This is a genomic window from Bacteroides sp. GD17 (assembly GCF_038448625.1).
Classification (GTDB): domain Bacteria; phylum Bacteroidota; class Bacteroidia; order Bacteroidales; family Bacteroidaceae; genus Bacteroides.
Genome location: NZ_JBCEZS010000015.1, coordinates 68,647 through 86,503 on the forward strand (window position 1 = coordinate 68,647; position 17,857 = coordinate 86,503).

Annotated in this window: 6 protein-coding genes; 5 read left to right on the top strand and 1 reads right to left on the bottom strand. The window is 41.8% G+C overall.

Translation table 11 applies throughout. The features are described from left to right. Nucleotides 1–147: 147 nt before the first annotated feature. Both AAE250_RS19430 and AAE250_RS19435 read left to right on the top strand, forming a co-directional pair. Nucleotides 148–2,430 (top strand): exo-alpha-sialidase, encoded by a 2,283-nt coding sequence (locus AAE250_RS19430; protein WP_294599234.1) that lies wholly within the window; start codon nucleotides 148–150, stop codon nucleotides 2,428–2,430. A 120-nt stretch (nucleotides 2,431–2,550) separates the two neighbouring features. Continuing rightward, nucleotides 2,551–6,570, top strand: coding sequence for a hybrid sensor histidine kinase/response regulator transcription factor (locus AAE250_RS19435; RefSeq protein ID WP_294599232.1), 4,020 nt, complete (start codon nucleotides 2,551–2,553; stop codon nucleotides 6,568–6,570). Between the two features lie 24 nt (nucleotides 6,571–6,594). Here the strand turns inward: AAE250_RS19435 and AAE250_RS19440 are convergent, their stop codons facing one another. After that, the gene (locus AAE250_RS19440) at nucleotides 6,595–8,010 is read right to left on the bottom strand and encodes an alkaline phosphatase (protein WP_294599229.1); all 1,416 of its coding nucleotides are present in this window, start codon (nucleotides 8,008–8,010) and stop codon (nucleotides 6,595–6,597) included. 380 nt (nucleotides 8,011–8,390) lie between these two features. On the opposite strand from AAE250_RS19440, the gene AAE250_RS19445 reads away from it, so the two are divergent. From AAE250_RS19445 to AAE250_RS19455, 3 genes are all read left to right on the top strand, one after another. Next, entirely contained in the window at nucleotides 8,391–11,591 is a 3,201-nt protein-coding gene (locus AAE250_RS19445; protein ID WP_294599227.1) for a SusC/RagA family TonB-linked outer membrane protein, read from the top strand. An 11-nt stretch (nucleotides 11,592–11,602) separates the two neighbouring features. Then, the gene (locus tag AAE250_RS19450; protein WP_294599225.1) at nucleotides 11,603–13,348 is read left to right on the top strand and encodes a RagB/SusD family nutrient uptake outer membrane protein; all 1,746 of its coding nucleotides are present in this window, start codon (nucleotides 11,603–11,605) and stop codon (nucleotides 13,346–13,348) included. 198 nt (nucleotides 13,349–13,546) lie between these two features. Next, on the top strand, nucleotides 13,547–17,683 hold the full coding sequence (locus tag AAE250_RS19455; protein WP_294599223.1) for a glycoside hydrolase family 2 TIM barrel-domain containing protein: 4,137 nt from the start codon (nucleotides 13,547–13,549) through the stop codon (nucleotides 17,681–17,683). Nucleotides 17,684–17,857 lie beyond the last annotated feature (174 nt).

Genomic DNA, 17,857 nt, shown 5'->3' on the forward strand with positions numbered 1-17,857 from the left:
TTTGTTGCGCTTGTATTGTAATGTGCTGATTTGTAGGTGTGTACTTGCGGATGGACAAATGTGCCATATTGTAAGAGCAATGAAATAGTCCTATCTTTGAGATAATAAATCTTCCAAAGAAGAACTGATAATAAAATGCTGATGCTTATGAGAAAACACTTGCTTTTGGCCGGAATGGCTTTTGTGTTGGGCAGCGTGTCTGTGCATGCCCAGGAAATACAGCCCGTAAAGGCTGTGCCTTACGAATGGAAAAATGTTCCGATAGTAGGGGGTGGTTTTGTAGATGGTATCATCTTCCATCCCACTGCCCCTGGTGTGCGCTATTGCCGTACGGATATGGGAGGTGCTTACCGATGGGATGCTGCTGCTGAACGCTGGGTGGCTTTGCAGGATTGGGTCAGTCTGGACGAAAGCAATCTGCAGGGGGTGGAGAGCATTGCTATCGACCCGCAGAACCCAAACAACGTGTACCTTGCCTGCGGAACTTATACCAGCAGTTCCAACGGTGCCATCCTTTATTCTTACGATGGCGGTAAGACCTTTACCCGCGTAGACATTCCTTTCACTATGGGGGGAAATGAAAACGGACGCGGAAATGGCGAGCGCATGATGGTAGATCCGCAAAACGGAAATATCATTTATATGGGAACCCGTCTGCATGGTTTGTGGCGCAGTACTGATAAAGGGCAGAGCTGGGCACGGGTAACCTCTTTTCCCGATGTCACCGAGGCATTCAATCCTGCAGACCGTGCCAGTTGGGGAAACCGTGGAAGTGGCATTATTGCCGTGGTGTACGATGTACAAGGCGCTGCTGATGCACGCGGCACACGTGACATTTACGTAGCTGTTTCGTTGATGGGCAGAGACAATCTCTTTGTGAGCCATGATTACGGTGACAGTTGGCAGCCGGTTGAGGGACAACCTGTGCAATATCGTCCTACCCACATGATTCTTTCGGGCGACGGTCAGCTGGTGCTGACTTATGGAGACACCCCCGGACCGAGCCAAATGGCGGACGGCGGCGTGTGGAAATACGACATTGCGAAGAACAAATGGACGGATATCTCTCCCGTCAAACTGAAAGCGGGCGAGAAAGCCGGTTTTGGTTATGCTGCCGTGTCTATCGATGTTCATAATCCGAAGCATCTGATTGTGAGCACCCACAGTCTGGGAGGCAAGCACGGCTATGATAGTGATGAAATGTTCCGTACTACCGACGGAGGCAAGCACTGGAAGCCGATTTTCAAGACCGGCTATGAGTACGATTATACCAAAGCTCCGTATGTAAAGGTAGCCCCTCTGCACTGGATGTTCGATATTGAAATAGATCCTGCCAATGCGGAACATGCCATCTTCACGACCGGTTTCGGCGGATGGGAGACGTTCAATCTTTCGGCTGTAGAGCGTAAAGAACCGGTGAAGTGGAGCATCATGTCTCAAGGCATCGAAGAAACCGTACCCCTTGAACTCTATGCTCCCGAGAAGGGTGCCCGCCTCATTTCCGGTATTGGCGACTATGGCGGCTTTACTCACTTCGACCTGAACAACCCCGATCCGCTGGGCAGTCATGGCAAACCCCACTTCGGCAATACGAACGGTGTGACCGGTGCCTGGCAAAAGCAAAGCCTGATAGTCAGAGTAGGTACTTTGTTCGGCCATCAGCCGGGTGGACGTACCATCTCTTATTCGGAAGACGGTGGAAAGACTTGGGCAGTATGTGCCTCCGTCCCCGTAGACAAAGCCCGCAACGGCCATATCGCCGTATCAGCCGACGGCGCCTCCTGGATATGGACGCCCGATCATTCGGATGCTTACCTCACCCGCGACAAAGGTACCACCTGGCAACCTTGTCAAGGTTTGCCCAAAAATATGCGCACCATTGCTGACAAGATGAACCCCAGGTGCTTCTATGCCGTAGATGCCGTTAGCGAAATCTTATATAGTAGCGAAGATGGTGGTGCTACTTTCCGTGCCGATACCTTGAGCTTGACTGTAAAACGTGCTGTTCGGCGTGGTGGTGCTGCCTCCGGTATGAACAGAGGTGACCCTCGTGGCGGACAAGACCGCATCTATTCCACTCCCGGTTATGAGAAGGATTTGTGGATCGCTGCCTACGACGGCCTTTATCATTCTACTGCCAAGGCGGGCTTTGATTTTCGGGCTTTGGATAAGGTTCGCACGATCTATGCCTTTGGTTTCGGCAAGGCAAAGCCGGGAAGTAATTATCCTGCCTTATATATAATAGGTGTTATCAACGGGCAGTACGGCTTCTTCCGTTCCGACGATGCCGCCGCTTCCTGGGTACGTATCAATGATGATGCCCACCAATACGGATTGGTTCTCCACATCTGCGGAGATATGCAGGAGTATGGACGTGTATACATAGGTACGCATGGCAGGGGGATTGTGACGGGAGTGCCTGCTATGTAAAAGATATTGGTAGAATAGGATGTAAAATAGAAGACTTGATAATAAACATGCCTTTTGTAGGAGTAATATTGTTTTTTCCTTACTTTTGTGTCCACATCAAAATGGAAAACACGAATAGTGATGAAAAAACAAATTATACTCCTGTTTCTTTCAATATTTAGCCTGTTGCCGGCTCATGCCGAATATTTCCGTAATCTGAGCTTGCAAAATGGATTGTCTCAACCTTCCGTGCTGAGTATCGCTCAGGATGGGCTGGGACGAATGTGGTTTGGGACTCAGGAGGGCATCAATATGTATGATGGGGAACAAATTACCTACGTTAAGGGTACCATCGGCAATGCGCAAGGAGATAGCCTTTGGATAGGGAATTATGTTCCTTTTATTGCCAGTGATGATAAAGGCAACATCTTTTTCATTGCCGATAATAATTTGTTTGGTTATGATATTCATACTTCTACATATAGGCAGTATACGGCAGGTAGCAGCACTACTGCCTTAGCTGCCTATCAGAATGAAATATGGTATACTCGGAGCGATTCTCTTTTTACCTATGATTGCCAGCAAGATCGTTCCTGTTTTAAGCTGGCATTTCCTTCCCGGACTATCAATGCCTTGACCGTCAGTGAAGCCAATATCTATGTAGGCATGATGGATGGACTCTGTGTCATTCCCCGGAATGACACCTTGAAACCTCATTTTATGTTGGAAGATACTGACATATATAGCATTTTTGAATCTTCGGACAGGGAGGCTTGGATTGGTACGCGCATGCAAGGGCTATATCGACTGAAGGATAATGTGTTGCAAAAAGTACCTCATACTCCTATGAGCAATGTGGGTATTCGTAATCCGCAAGTACGGGCTTTTGTAGAAGATGATGAGCATAATATTTGGTTTGGAACTTTTGCGGGATTGCAGAAGTTCGATATTGGTAAGCAAATCTATACTTTGATACAAATTCCGCAATATGTAGGAGGCCTGAATCATCCATCTATCTTTTCTCTTTATAAGGACCGGCAGGGGACTATCTGGATCGGTAGCTACTATGGAGGGGTAAACTATTTCAGCCCTGACCGTAGTGGAGTTGTACACTATGATTATCAAACGGGTAATCTCTCGAATTTGTACTATTCTTACATCGGTGAGATGGTAAAAGATAAGCATGGTAATTTGTGGATCAGTACTGATGGGGGAGGCCTGAGTTGTGTAAATGAAAGTTGGGAGTTACTGCATCAGTTTGCGGCAGGTCGTCCAAACTCTATTTTATATAACAATATAAAAAGTATCTGTTATGACAGCAAGAATGATTACTTATACATAGGAACTCATTTGGGAGGGCTGTCCCGTTATGATATTCAAAAGAAACAGTTTTATAATTATCAGCAAAATCAATTGGGAGACACTTTGTCGCCACGCAATTTTATCTATCAGGTAAAGATGTGGAACGAGAAACTTTATCTTTCTTCCCGTGAAGGTGTTTTCCGGCTCGATCCTGCAACCAATCATTTCACATTCTTATTTAAGCCTCATTCGTATTGTACTAACTTCGATATAGACAAAGATGGTAATTTTTATGCCAACCAAGCAGATAAAGTTATGATTATTTCTTTATCCGATTTGTCACAGAAGCACTTCCTGCGGTTACAAGACATGGGGTATAAAGGTGGTATTGCACGTATTCGGGCAACGAAGGATGGCGCCTATATTTGTACGTTAGGAAGTGGTTTGCTATTTTATGATAAGAATACCCGAAAGGTAACTGCTTATAATATAAATAATAGCACATTACCCAGTGATTACTGTTATAATATAAAGCAAACCACAAGCAATAAGTTAATCCTTACCGGAGATCGTGGAATCACACTTTTCGATCCGGCTGAACAGACTTTTATAAGACTGGGACAGAAAGAGATTTATCTGAGGGCTCCTATTATCCGTGACTGTGGTATTTACGTATCTGGGGATAATAAAATTTATATTGGCGATACAAAAGGCGTTACGCTTCTGACTGAAGACGAGTTTCAAACTTCTCAGGTAGAGATAAGCTCTCTTTATTTTTCTACTCTTTACATTGATAATAAGCAGGTACAGCCATCTCCTGAAGGAAAGATACTCACTGAAGCTCTTCCTTTTACAAAAGAGTTGAGTCTGGACTCGGAACAGAATAATTTGCTTATAAGGTTTGCGCATTCTGACTATCAGAATAAACATGCGCAGCAAGGGTTTGAATATAAACTGGAGGGTTTGGATAAGTCTTGGACTTATACTCCCGTTCCTGAAGCCAGATATACAAACCTCGATCCGGGTAACTATACGCTGTATGTACGTATGGCGCATGCTGCCAACCAACCCCCAATTCAGTTGGCCATTCATATTGCTACCCCTTGGTATGCTACTTGGTGGGCATGGATACTCTATTTGATCACAGCCGGTTCGGTCATTGTGTATTATGCCTGGAATCGGATGGCAAAACTTACTTTGGCGCAATCTTTAGAAAAAGAACGCATTGAAAAGCGCCACATTGAGGAGTTGAATCAGGCTAAATTGGTATTCTTTACAAACGTCAGTCATGAGTTCCGTACTCCGTTGACTTTGATTGTCAGTCATATTGATACTCTATTGCAAAATCAGTTACTTCCTCCGCAGGTCTATAATAAAATACTGAAAATGAAGCAAAGCGCTCAGCAGATGGCTAACCTTGTGTCCGAACTGCTGGACTTCAGGCGTTTTACACAGAATCGTTTCACATTGCAAATGGGCAAACGGGATATCGGCAAATTTCTGAAAGAAATATTTCTTTCATTCAGTGACTATGCACATCAATCTGAAATCTGTTATAACTTTGAGTGTAATCCGGTGGAAATACTATGCTGGTTTGATGCCAAACAGTTGGAAAAGGTCTTTTTTAATTTGCTTTCGAATGCCTTCAAGTATACTCCCAACGGTGGAGAAATTGGAATAACGGTAACAACGGATAATGGTAATGTGAAAATACAGGTTTATGATACCGGTTGTGGAATCTCCGACTCAGATTCGGTACATATCTTTGATCGGTTCTATCAGGGGGAAAATCAGAAAGGAAGTGAGCAATCGCCGGGAACAGGAATCGGTCTGGCATTGACCAAGAGTATTGTAGAGAAACATCATGGAACAATCACTGTAGAAAGCGAAGTTGGCAAGGGGAGCACCTTTACTGTTATTTTATCGCTGAATATGAATGTTTATCAGAACGATGAGCATGTTCAGTTTGTAGATAATGTTTCCGAAGTAATTATGACTGCCGAACCGTTGCCGGAAGAAAAGGCGATGCTTTTGAAGGATACTCCAATGTCTGAAAACAACTTGTTGCAAGGTGAGGATAAAGAAAATGACCGGAAGTTATTATTAGTGGAAGATAATAAAGAGTTGCTGCAGATACTGCAACAACTCTTTGCACCTTTCTATCAAGTCTATCTGGCAAATAACGGTAAAGAAGGACTTGCTTTAGCTTACGAGCATAAGCCCAATTTGATTATATCGGATATTATGATGCCTGAGATGAGTGGTACCGAAATGTGCTTGCAGATAAAGAATAATATTGATTTATGTCATATTCCTATTATTCTGCTTACCGCACTCAATACCACAGAACAGAACATCGAAGGGTTGAATCGCGGAGCGGATGATTATATCAGCAAACCTTTCAATGCGCAGTTACTGCTGGCAAGGGCCAATAATCTGGTCAGAAACCGCTTGTTGATACAACATCAGATACGCAAACAACCTTTATCAGAAATAGATTTGACCAGTATCAATCCACTCGATCAGGAGATGTTGCGTAAAACTTCGCAGATTATTGAGGAGCACATTGATGATCCGGATTTCGATATACCGGAATTGTGTAAGGGAGTCGGTATCGGACGTTCATTGCTTTATTCTAAATTTAAGGCACTTACTGGTATGACTCCCAATAACTTTGTTCTCAATTACCGTTTGAAGCATGCTGCAACTCTTCTTCGTCAATATCCTGATTTGCCGATTTCCGAAGCCAGTGACCGGAGTGGATTCAGTTCACCGGTATATTTCAGCCGGTGCTTTAAGAACCAGTATGGATGTACTCCGCAGACTTACCAAAGAGGAGGTGCTTCAAAAGAACTTTGAGCTTCCGGATATTAATAGAGGATATTATTCTTGTATGTATCCGGCAGCCTGGGCTATTTTTATCGGTATTTGAGTGTTGTCTATGCGCCCTTGGAAAAGGTCGGCACCTGCACCGATGGCAAATACGGGAACATATCCGGCAGAATGACCTCCGCTGGTCCACCCAACAAGAGCAATTTCATTGATAATGCGCTTTGCTTCAGAGGCGATAGGCTCATCTTGTGCATATTCACTGCTTACCTGTTTCATTTCCTGGTTCTTCAGGCTTTTGTCGTAAACAGTTTTCAGGCGGGCTTCTTGCTGCTCTGTCAGTTCTACTTTCTCCCAAAAACCGAAATTATCTTTCAATGCTTGTTGGATGGCTTCCCAACTTACTTGGTTGTTTGTCTTGGTACGCATTTCGTTTACTATTCGGGTAAAGCCATTTTCGCTGACTTTTTGGTTTTTCAATACTTGCAGGTTTAGGTCGTAAGTACCGGTGCCTAACACAAAACCACCGGTCTCATGGTCGGCTGTGACAACAATCAGTGTTTCATCGGGATGTTGTGAGTAAAACTCGTAGGCTGTCTTGATGGCACTGTCGAAATCGATTATCTCATGAAATACGGTTGCCGCATCGTTGCTGTGGCAGGCCCAGTCAATTTTCCCACCTTCTACCATTAGAAAGAATCCCTTTGATGGATCTTTAGACAGGAAATTGATGGCAGAACGGGTTATGTCCTGAAGGGTCAGACCTCCTTTTTTGCGGTCGATAGCATAAGGAATGGAAGCATATTCATGGTTTGAAGCTTCTTCGGTTTGGAGCATAATCATTTTATCGGCTTTCTTACTCTTTTTTAGATAATCTTTATAGCCGCGTGCAATAGTGTAGCCGTTCTTATCAGCCATTGTATATAGATTTTCGGCCGGAGGGTTGTCGGGATCTGTTACGTCCCGGAAATCGGAACCGGCATAGAAGTCAAAGCCTGTCTTGTATAAGTCTTTTCCAATTTCGTGATAAAGCGTACGTTTGGCTGCATGTGCGTAGAAGGCACCCGGAGTAGCATGGTTGACTGTGACACTGGTAGCTATGCCTACCCGGCAACCTTTGTTTTTTGCCCATACAGCTACACTATTAACTGGAGTTTGTTGGTCTTTCAATATACCGATGGCACTGTTTTTGGTTTTATATCCGGTAGCAAGTGCTGTGCCGGCAGCTGCTGAGTCAGTGACTCTGTTTGTACCGGAATTGGTGAGCGCAACGGTAGAGTAAGGAAATTGAGTAAACAACAAGGGTGAAATCCCCATTTTCTCTTCCAGTTCTGCACGATAAATCTCTGTACCTTGTACTTGGTTGACACCCATACCGTCACCAATAAAGTAGAATACATATTTAGCTTGTTGTGCATAGATGCAAACCGACAAGACTAATAGGAATAATAAAGATGAAAGTTTTCTCATAATAATTATTTTTTTAGTGAGTATAGTTCTTATCTGAAGGATATGCTTGGCGTTGCAATATTAGTGCATATTGATAAAACTGAATTGTACAATTGTACAGAATACATAGGAGTATTGTCGAATGAATTATTCTTATATTGAAAAATAGGTCTACCTTTATAATCTGTATGTACGTAATAGCTTGTATTATGCTGTAATGAAAGTGAAATAGATGTTACACTGAAACACGGATGAAACGTCTGACTATTAAAATTTTCCTGGATTCTATTAAAATTGTCCACGGATAATTTTAGTAGTCACTTCGGACAAAATATATAATTGTGGATGGATTAAAAGCCGTAAACTTGCAGCGTTAAAAACAACTAATCTTTAAAATACTTATGAAAAGGAATGTCAAACATTACGGCTCTCTTTCCAAAAGAATGGTGTTGGGAGCATCTTTGGCCTTAATTGCTACCGGATCAATATGGGCTACTGGAACAGGAAACAGTTCCATATCACCCCATGCTGATATAGTGGAGAGCATCACACAGCAAAAAACGATCAAAGGTAAAGTCGTGGATGTGCTTGGAGAACCGATTATCGGTGCCAATGTAATTGTTAAAGGTACTACCAACGGGTTGATTACAGATGTAGATGGAAATTTTACACTTACTAATGTAGCAACAGGCAATGTGATTCAGATTTCATACATTGGGTATCTGCCCCAAGAAGTGAAAGTCACCGGTGATATGACCGAACTGAAAGTTATCTTGAAAGAAGATGCTCAAGCATTGGATGAAGTTGTTGTAGTAGGATATGGCTCGGAGAAGAAAGTAAATCTGACCGGTTCTGTAAATAACATCAATATGGCAGACCTGACAGAAAGCCGTCCTATTACGGATGTATCACAAGGTCTGGCTGGTATGGCTGCCGGTGTTCAGGTAACGTCCAGTTCCAATAAACCGGGAGAAAACACGGCATCTATCATGATTCGCGGTCAAGGAACATTGAATAATTCGGCGCCTTTGGTTATCATTGATGGAGTGGAAGGCTCACTGAATAGTGTACAACCTCAGGATATTGAAAATCTTTCTGTTTTAAAAGATGCTGCGTCTGCTGCCATTTATGGTTCGAGGGCTGCCAATGGTGTTATTTTGATTACTACCCGTACGGGTAAGCAAGGCAAAGTAAAGGTAGAATATAACGGTTACCTTTCATGGGAGTCGGTAGGGAAAACTTTCGATTTGGTTTCCAACTATGCAGACTATATGGAGTTGATTAATGAAGGACTTACAAATTCTAATCTGCCTACGACCTATTCTGCAGGTTCCATTAAGCAATGGCGTGAAAATGCAGGGAAGGACCCTTTGAAATATCCGAATACTGATTTAATGGATGCTATGTTTCAGACGTCATTAAGTCAGAATCATAATGTATCGCTTAGCGGCGGTTCGGACAAGATCAGATTCTATACCTCATTCGGTTTTTTGGATAATCCCGGTGTTATGGAGAATTCGGGCTATAAGCGGTCGCAAGCACGTGTCAACTTGGATGTAGACGTAGCTCCCTGGTTGAAAGTTGGTACGAATGTAAACGGATATGTTGCTTTTACAGAACAGGGCACGGATAAGATGAAAGATATATTTACGTATGCTGCTGCCACTTCGCCGGGTATGGTATTCCAGGCGCCTGATGGCAGGTTCGGTGCAACCAACAATGGTGAAGACGATCCGCAGAATGCTGCCAATAATCCACTTTATCGTTTGTATAAAACGGATGGTGAAAATCAGGACAGATACATCAAAGCCCGTTTCTATGGAACATTGAATCCGGTGAAAGGCCTGACATTGACCGGTTCGTTCAACTATATGCTGCGTAATAAAACAAGTGAATCCAAACCGGTTTTTATCGAACAGTGGAATTTCCTGAATGAGACTATTACTTCTACCGGTGTAGGTAAAACCTCTTTCATGAACAGTGACTATAAATGGAATGACTATCTGATGGATGTTACTGCCACTTATCAGAATAAAATTTCCAAACTGGATTACAGCATTATGGCAGGTGGAAGCCAGGAACTGTTTCGATACAAATGGTTCAAGACCACTAAACAGGATCTGATTGATCCGGGGTTGGGATCACTTGATGGTGCTGTAGGTGCGGCAACTTCCTCTGGCAATACGGTAGAGTGGGTGATGCGTTCTTACTTCGGCCGTATCAAATTGAACTGGGATAACAAATATCTGGTTGAAGCAAATCTCCGTGCCGATGGTTCTTCCCGTTTCCTGAAAGGTAATCGTTGGGGATATTTCCCATCTGCTTCTGCAGCTTGGAGAATCAGCGAAGAAGCTTTTGTGAAGGATTTTGCCGAAAAGGTAACACTGAGTAATTTGAAACTACGTGCCTCTTATGGTATGCTGGGAAATAATGCATTGAGAGCTAAAAACTCTGATATTGAAGGCAACTACGATGCGCAAGCCTTATATGGAGCATCTAATTATGTATTGAACGGCAATGTTGCTACCGGTTTAGCTATGTTGGCTATTCCTAATGGAAATCTGACTTGGGAGAAAACAAAGATATTCAATGTCGGACTTGATTTTGGTTTCCTGAACAATCGTTTGACCGGTACACTGGAATATTTCCATAAGAAGACGGAAGACATCTTGATAGACCTTCCTGCTCCGCTGGTAAACGGAAATGCATCCATTCCCAGACAAAATGCTGGTGTTGTAGTGAACAAAGGTGTGGAAATCAGCTTGGGCTGGCAAGATAAGATTAAAGACTTCTCTTATTTTGTGAATGGAAATGTGACTTTCATTAAGAATAAAGTGACTAAATTCAAAGGTAGCGAAAGTGCTATCACAAATGCCAATATGATTAAGGAAGGTTATGCTATCAATGTACAATATGGCTATGTGGTAGATCGTATCGTGCAGACAGAAGAAGATCTGGCTTTTGTGCAGAAGCTGATTGACAATACGCCGATTGATCCGGCTACGGGTAAGCCTAAAAAAACATTCCCTTCAAATACACCGGGATTGGGCGATTTACTATATAAGGATTTGAATAATGATGGCGTTATCAATGATGATGACCGTACTGTCATTGGTAATGGTGCTACTCCTAACTGTACATTCGGGTTGAATTTGGGAGGTGCCTACAAAGGCTTTGATTTTTCTGTTCTTCTGCAGGGAGTTACCGGAGTAGAGACGTATTGGCTGGATAATTATTTCCGTCCCTCGGTTCGTCATAGCTATCAGTTGAACAAGACAATTGCAGACGGCCGTTGGCACGAAGGTATTACGCCGGGTACAGCCAAATATCCACGTCTCCTGGAATTTAACGACAATCGTAATACTTTGATCAGTGACTTTTGGGTACAAGATAGATCTTTCCTTAAGATAAGAAATATCCAGTTAGGATATAGCTTTACGAAAAAAGCATTCCCATCTTTGCCGGTAGAGCGAATCCGCATCTATGGTAGCTTGGAGAACTTTTTTACATTCACAAAATATGATGGTTTGGATCCTGAGGTAGATGGTGTAGACTATCCTGCCATGAAACAAGCAGTCATTGGTATTAATCTTTCATTTTAAACTGATGCTTTATGAGAAAATATAAATTACTGATAGGTGCACTTCTAGCATCTATAAGCTTGAACAGTTGTTATGATTTGGACAAGTACCCGGTTGACCAAATTAGTGATGGAATCTTTTGGAAATCGGAAACACATGCCAAACAGGGTATGATGGGAGTATATTCAGCTATGCAGGCAGACCATGCTTTTGGATTGAAGTTCACTTTTGATAGTATGTCCGATATTGGCACCGGTTTTGGTGATGAAGCTTATAGTGATGTCATTACAGGTGTGTATACTGAGAGATCCGGTTTTGTCGAAAAGAAGTGGCAGTCGCTCTTCGATGGTGTAATGAGAGCCAATCTGGTAATACGGAAAGTTGCAGAAGTAGAGAGTATGAGTGAAGAGCTGAAAAATCAGTATGTGGCTGAGGCTAAGTTCATGCGTGCATTATTCTACTTTGAATTGTATAATTTCTATGGAGCGCTGCCTTTGTACGATGAGTCTGTCAATCTGAGTACAGACTATAATAACATGAAGAAGCCTAGAAACTCAAAAGAAGATGTATTGAAGTTCATACTTGATGACCTGGATTATGCTGTAACGCACAATTTGCCTGTACATTGGGAGTCGTCAGAATATGGTCGTGCCACTTTGGGAGCTGCTTATGCATTACGTGGAAAAGTATATCTGTATATGAAGGAGTATACAAAAGCTGCTTCGGATTTTGAAGAAGTTATTTTGGATAAGTCAGGTAAGGGATATAACTATTCATTATATGATGATTATGCTAAATTGTTTACACCGGAAGGAGATGAAAGTAGCGAAATGATTTTTGCTATTCAGAATTCAGGTGGTGTGGGTAAGGATTATGGTATGCCGATAGCTTTCTATATGGGAAATCGGGCTACTTATGGTAGCGACTGGGCCTCAGCATTACCTTCTTCTAAGTTGGTGGATATGTATGAATACAAGGATGGACGTCCTTTTGATTGGGAAGAGGTCATTCCGGGTTTTACTGCTAACCTTGAAGTGAAAGATAAAACTTATGTATGTACATTGACTAAAGGTGGAAAGGCAATAGATGCATATCCCGAAAATAGGGAAAAATTGCTTGCTATGTATCCGCTACGTGATCCGAGAATGATGCAGACTGTTATTATGCCGTATACAACGTATGATGGCTGGGTAAACGAAGCTCCCAAGACTTGTGAGTTTGTGATTGCTCGGAATGAGACTCCCAATGAGGTGAACGGATTTATTCGTGTAGGTACAAACAGAAGGGAGTCTTACATTTTCAGGAAGTTCGTCCCGGTAGGCAATATGAATGGAGAAATTAATAACAGAGAAGATACTCCTATCAACTTCCCATTGATCCGTTTGGCAGATGTTTATTTGATGTATGCTGAATGTAAGAATGAACTGAATGATCAAGCTACAGCTGTTGAATATATCAATAAGGTACGTCAACGTCCTTCTACTAATATGCCTGGCATTAATAGTGGTGCTGCTTGGTTGAAAGCTTCAAACAAAGAGGAAGTTTTCGAACGCATCAAACATGAAAGAGCTGTTGAACTTATTGCCGAAGGACACCGTTGGTTTGACCTTCGCCGTTGGGATATTGCCAAAACTGTACTTCCCGGTGATGTTTATGGTGCAACCGGTCAAAGAATGATGACACGCTCTTTCAATGACAGAGATATGTTGTGGCCAGTACCAGGAGTCGAAATCGAAAGAAACCCGGCTCTGAAACCGAATAATCCGGGATGGGATTAATGGTAAAATCAAAAATTAAACTGATTCAGAAAAAGAGCTTATAAAATAGGTATTCCTTATACATTTTCTCTTTCTAAGCGAGTGAAGAATCTGTAAACTCATGTTTGTATGCAGATTCTTCATTTCGTTTGGGGCGGTGTTGTCGTTTATCTACTGCTTTTGCAGTCTTATCTATTGTTTACTATAAAATAAATTGCTATGATAAAGCATATTGGAATATTTATATGTTTATTTTTTTTAGGAAGTAATGTGCTGGCACAAAATGCTTCTCAAGTAATAAGGTTTGGGGTGTTTGCAGATACCCAGTATGCAGATTGTCCTTCGGAAAATTCACGCTTTTATAGACAAGCTCTGCAGAAACTGGATACTTGCATTGATTATTTCAATCAACAGAATGTTCAGTTTATTGTTAATCTGGGAGATATTATTGATCGGAAGAACAGTGACTTGGAAGTGATAAAATCTCATCTGGCCCGGCTTAATAATAAGATTTATAATATAACGGGTAATCATGATTATAAGGAAGTAACGGATAACTCTCTACTTTATCGTCAATTGGATATGCCTTCAGAGTATTATTTCTTCAAGAAACAAAATTGGATATTCATAATGCTGAATACCAATGATATTTCGGCTTATGCTAATGTTAAGGGGACTGAGAAAGAACAAGAACTGAATGCAATGTTGGAAGAAATAAAGCGTACAGGCGGAAAACAGGGATATCGATGGAATGGAGGAGTTGGCAAGAAGCAGATGAAATGGCTGGATAATTTGCTGGCTGAGTGCGAGAAGAATGGAAATCATGTTTTGATTTTTACGCATCATCCTCTTTATCCTCAAAGTGAATTTACTGCTCTGAATAATATGGATATATTGCATACTATTTCAAAATATCCATGTGTGAAAATGGTCCTTTCAGGACATCATCATGCCGGAGGATTCGGTAGTTATAAAGGAATTCCGATGATTACTCATGAAGGGATGATTGAAACTGAGCAGCAGAATGCGTATTCTATTATAGAGATTACTCCAGACTCTATTTTGGTGAAAGGACATGGAAGAGTTCCGTCTCGTTCATTTAAGTATTCTAAGCTACCTTATTGGAAAGATATTCAGACCACTTCCGTAAATACAGAAGCACCCCGGACTTCTTTTATGACCTATGCTGACCGTTCACAAGCACTGATCGGGAAATTTGAGAATAGTTCGTACTATCAGCTTCTGAATGGCATTTGGAAGTTTTATTATGCAGAATCTTACAAGGATCTTCCTGCTGATATTACTGATGTATCAACAAATATAACGGATTGGCATGATATTAGAGTACCAGGAAATTGGGAAATACAAGGTTATGGTACTGCGATTTATACCAATCAGTGCTATGAATTTCAAACCAGTAATCCGCAACCGCCACTACTGCCTGAACAAAATCCGGTAGGTGTCTATCGGAGGGAATTCATAATACCGACTGATTGGGATGGACGTGATGTTTATCTACATATTGCCGGTGCTAAATCCGGTTGTTACGTTTATGTCAATGGAGAAGAAGTTGGTTACAGTGAGGATTCTAAGAATCCGGCAGAATATCTGATTAATCAATTCTTGCGACCCGGAAAGAATGTACTTACATTGAAGATTTACCGTTGGAGTACCGGCTCTTATTTGGAATGCCAGGATTTTTGGCGCATAAGCGGCATTGAACGTGATGTTTTTCTATACTCGCAACCCAAAACCTCAATTAAAGATTTTCGTGTAACTTCGACTTTGGATGACAGTTATAAGAATGGTATCTTCCGGTTGGCTGTTGATATGAGAAACCGTGGAGATAACAATACAGTTATGACTGTTGGCTATGAATTAATAGATCGGTCAAATAAGGTTGTGGCTTCTGAAGAGAAAAATATAAGTGTACAGGCAGGAAAGGTGGAAACCATTACTTTTGGAGAGTTGTTACCGGATGTACAAACTTGGACGTCAGAGTCTCCTGATCTTTATAGATTAGTCATGACTGCCAAAGAAGACGGGAAGGCAACAGAATTTGTTCCGTTTAATGTTGGTTTCCGCCGTATCGAGATTAAAGAAATAGAACAGAAAGCAGAGAATGGCAGGAACTATACAGTTCTATTGATTAATGGGCAGCCGCTGAAACTGAAAGGAGTGAATATTCATGAACATAATCCGGAGACGGGACATTATGTCACGGAAGAACTGATGCGTAAGGATTTTGAATTAATGAAACGCGCCAATATCAATACTGTTCGTTTGTGTCACTATCCGCAAGATCGCCGTTTCTATGAATTATGTGATGAATATGGATTTTATGTGTACGATGAGGCTAATGTCGAAAGTCACGGGATGCGTTATGATTTACGACGGGGAGGCAGTCTGGGGAATAATCCCGAATGGTTGAAGCCTCATCTGTATCGTACCATCAATATGTTCGAGCGTAATAAGAACTATCCTTCTTTGACCTTCTGGTCATTGGGAAATGAAGGCGGTAATGGATATAATTTCTATCAGACTTATCTGTGGATAAAGCAGGCTGACAAGAATATAATGAATCGCCCTGTGAACTATGAACGTGCACAATGGGAATGGAATACAGATATGTATGTTCCGCAATATCCAACGGCTGCCTGGTTGGAAAGTATTGGAAAGCAAGGCAGTGACCGTCCGGTTGTGCCTTCCGAGTATGCTCACGCTATGGGTAATTCTACAGGAAGCCTCTGGGACCAATGGAAAGCAATTTATAAATACCCTAATTTGCAAGGCGGTTATATCTGGGATTGGGTAGATCAGGGAATTCTGACTCAGGATGAAAATGGGTATCCCTTCTGGGCCTACGGTGGCGACTTTGGAAAGGATATGCCAAGTGATGGCAATTTTTGCTGTAACGGCATTGTTAGTCCAGACCGTACTCCCCATCCTGCTTATAATGAAGTGAAGTATGTACACCAGGATGTAGCTTTTGAAGCTACAGATTTGGCTAATGGTAAGTTTATAGTCAAGAACCGTTTCTACTTTACAAATTTGAAGAAGTATGCAATTAGCTATAAAGTGAAGGAAAATGCCAAAGTTATTCGTAGTGGTAAAGTCTTTCTGGACATCATTCCTCAAGGAAGTAAGCCGTTGGAAGTAAATGTAAGCGGACTAAAGCCCAAATCGGGAACAGAATACTTTATAGATTTCAGTGTAGTAATTACCGAACCGGAGGCGTTGCTCCCCATTGGGTATGAAATAGCTAAAGAGCAATTTCGTTTACCGATAGAGTCATTGGCACGTACCTATAAAATGAATGGGCTTGCTCTTAATGCTAAAGAGGAGGGAGAGGTGTTAGAGGTAATTTCGTCCAAAGTGCATTTTGTATTCAATAAACGAACGGGTTTGGTCACATCCTATAACGTAGATGGTACTGAATACTTTAAAGATGGCTTTGGCTTTCAGCCTAATTTCTGGCGTGCACCTAATGACAACGATTACGGAAGCCAAATGCCTGAGCGTTTACAGATATGGAAGCAAGCCGGTAAGAATTTTAAAATAGCAGAAGCCGATGCCAAGGTGGAAGGTAAGGATGTGATTATTACAGTTAAATACTTGTTACTTACCGGAAATCTGTACATTGCTACTTACCGTATTCATCCCTCAGGAGTGATAAAAGCAGATTATACTTTTACTCCTACAGAAATGAATGCTGCTAAGACCGAAGTTTCTGAAGAAACATTGGCAGCGACCTTTACTCCGGGAAATGAAGATATCCATAAAAGGCCGTCACAACTGATTGTGCCTCGTATAGGTATACGCTTCCGTCTTCCGGTAGAAATGAATCAGGTTACTTATTTTGGACGAGGTCCTGAAGAGAATTATATTGACCGTAATGCCGGAGTAACTGTCGATTTGTTTAAAAGTACGGCGGAGAATATGTACTTCCCGTATGTACGGCCTCAAGAAAATGGGCATCATACCGATACGCGTTGGCTTACTTTGAGAAAGAATAACAAAAGGGGGATTACTATTTATGCAGACAAGACTATTGGCTTTAATGTTTTGCGTAATCCGATTGAAGATTTTGATGGAGAAGAAGCTGCTCAGAGAGATTATCAGTGGCTTAACCGGAATGAAGAAGAACTGAAGCATGATATTGTTGCTGCAAAGAATGTAAGACCACGCCAGACACACGTAAATGATATAACTCCCCGAGATTTTGTGGAAGTTTGCGTTGATATGAAGCAAATGGGTGTTGGAGGGTATGATAGTTGGGGGGCTATGCCTGATTCACAATATCTTATTCCTGCTAACCAAGAATATAAATGGGGAATTACTATTGTTCCTATGTAATAATTGTCATTGCAAAATACTTCATTTTTAGTAAAGGCATGCAAAAACGCATGCCTTTTTTCTTTTTTCTCTCTTAATAATGTACTTTTGCAAAAAACATGATTAAAATCAATTTGTGATGTTTATTCCTAACATCAACCTTATACTAAATATCTAACCTAATAAACGAAATCT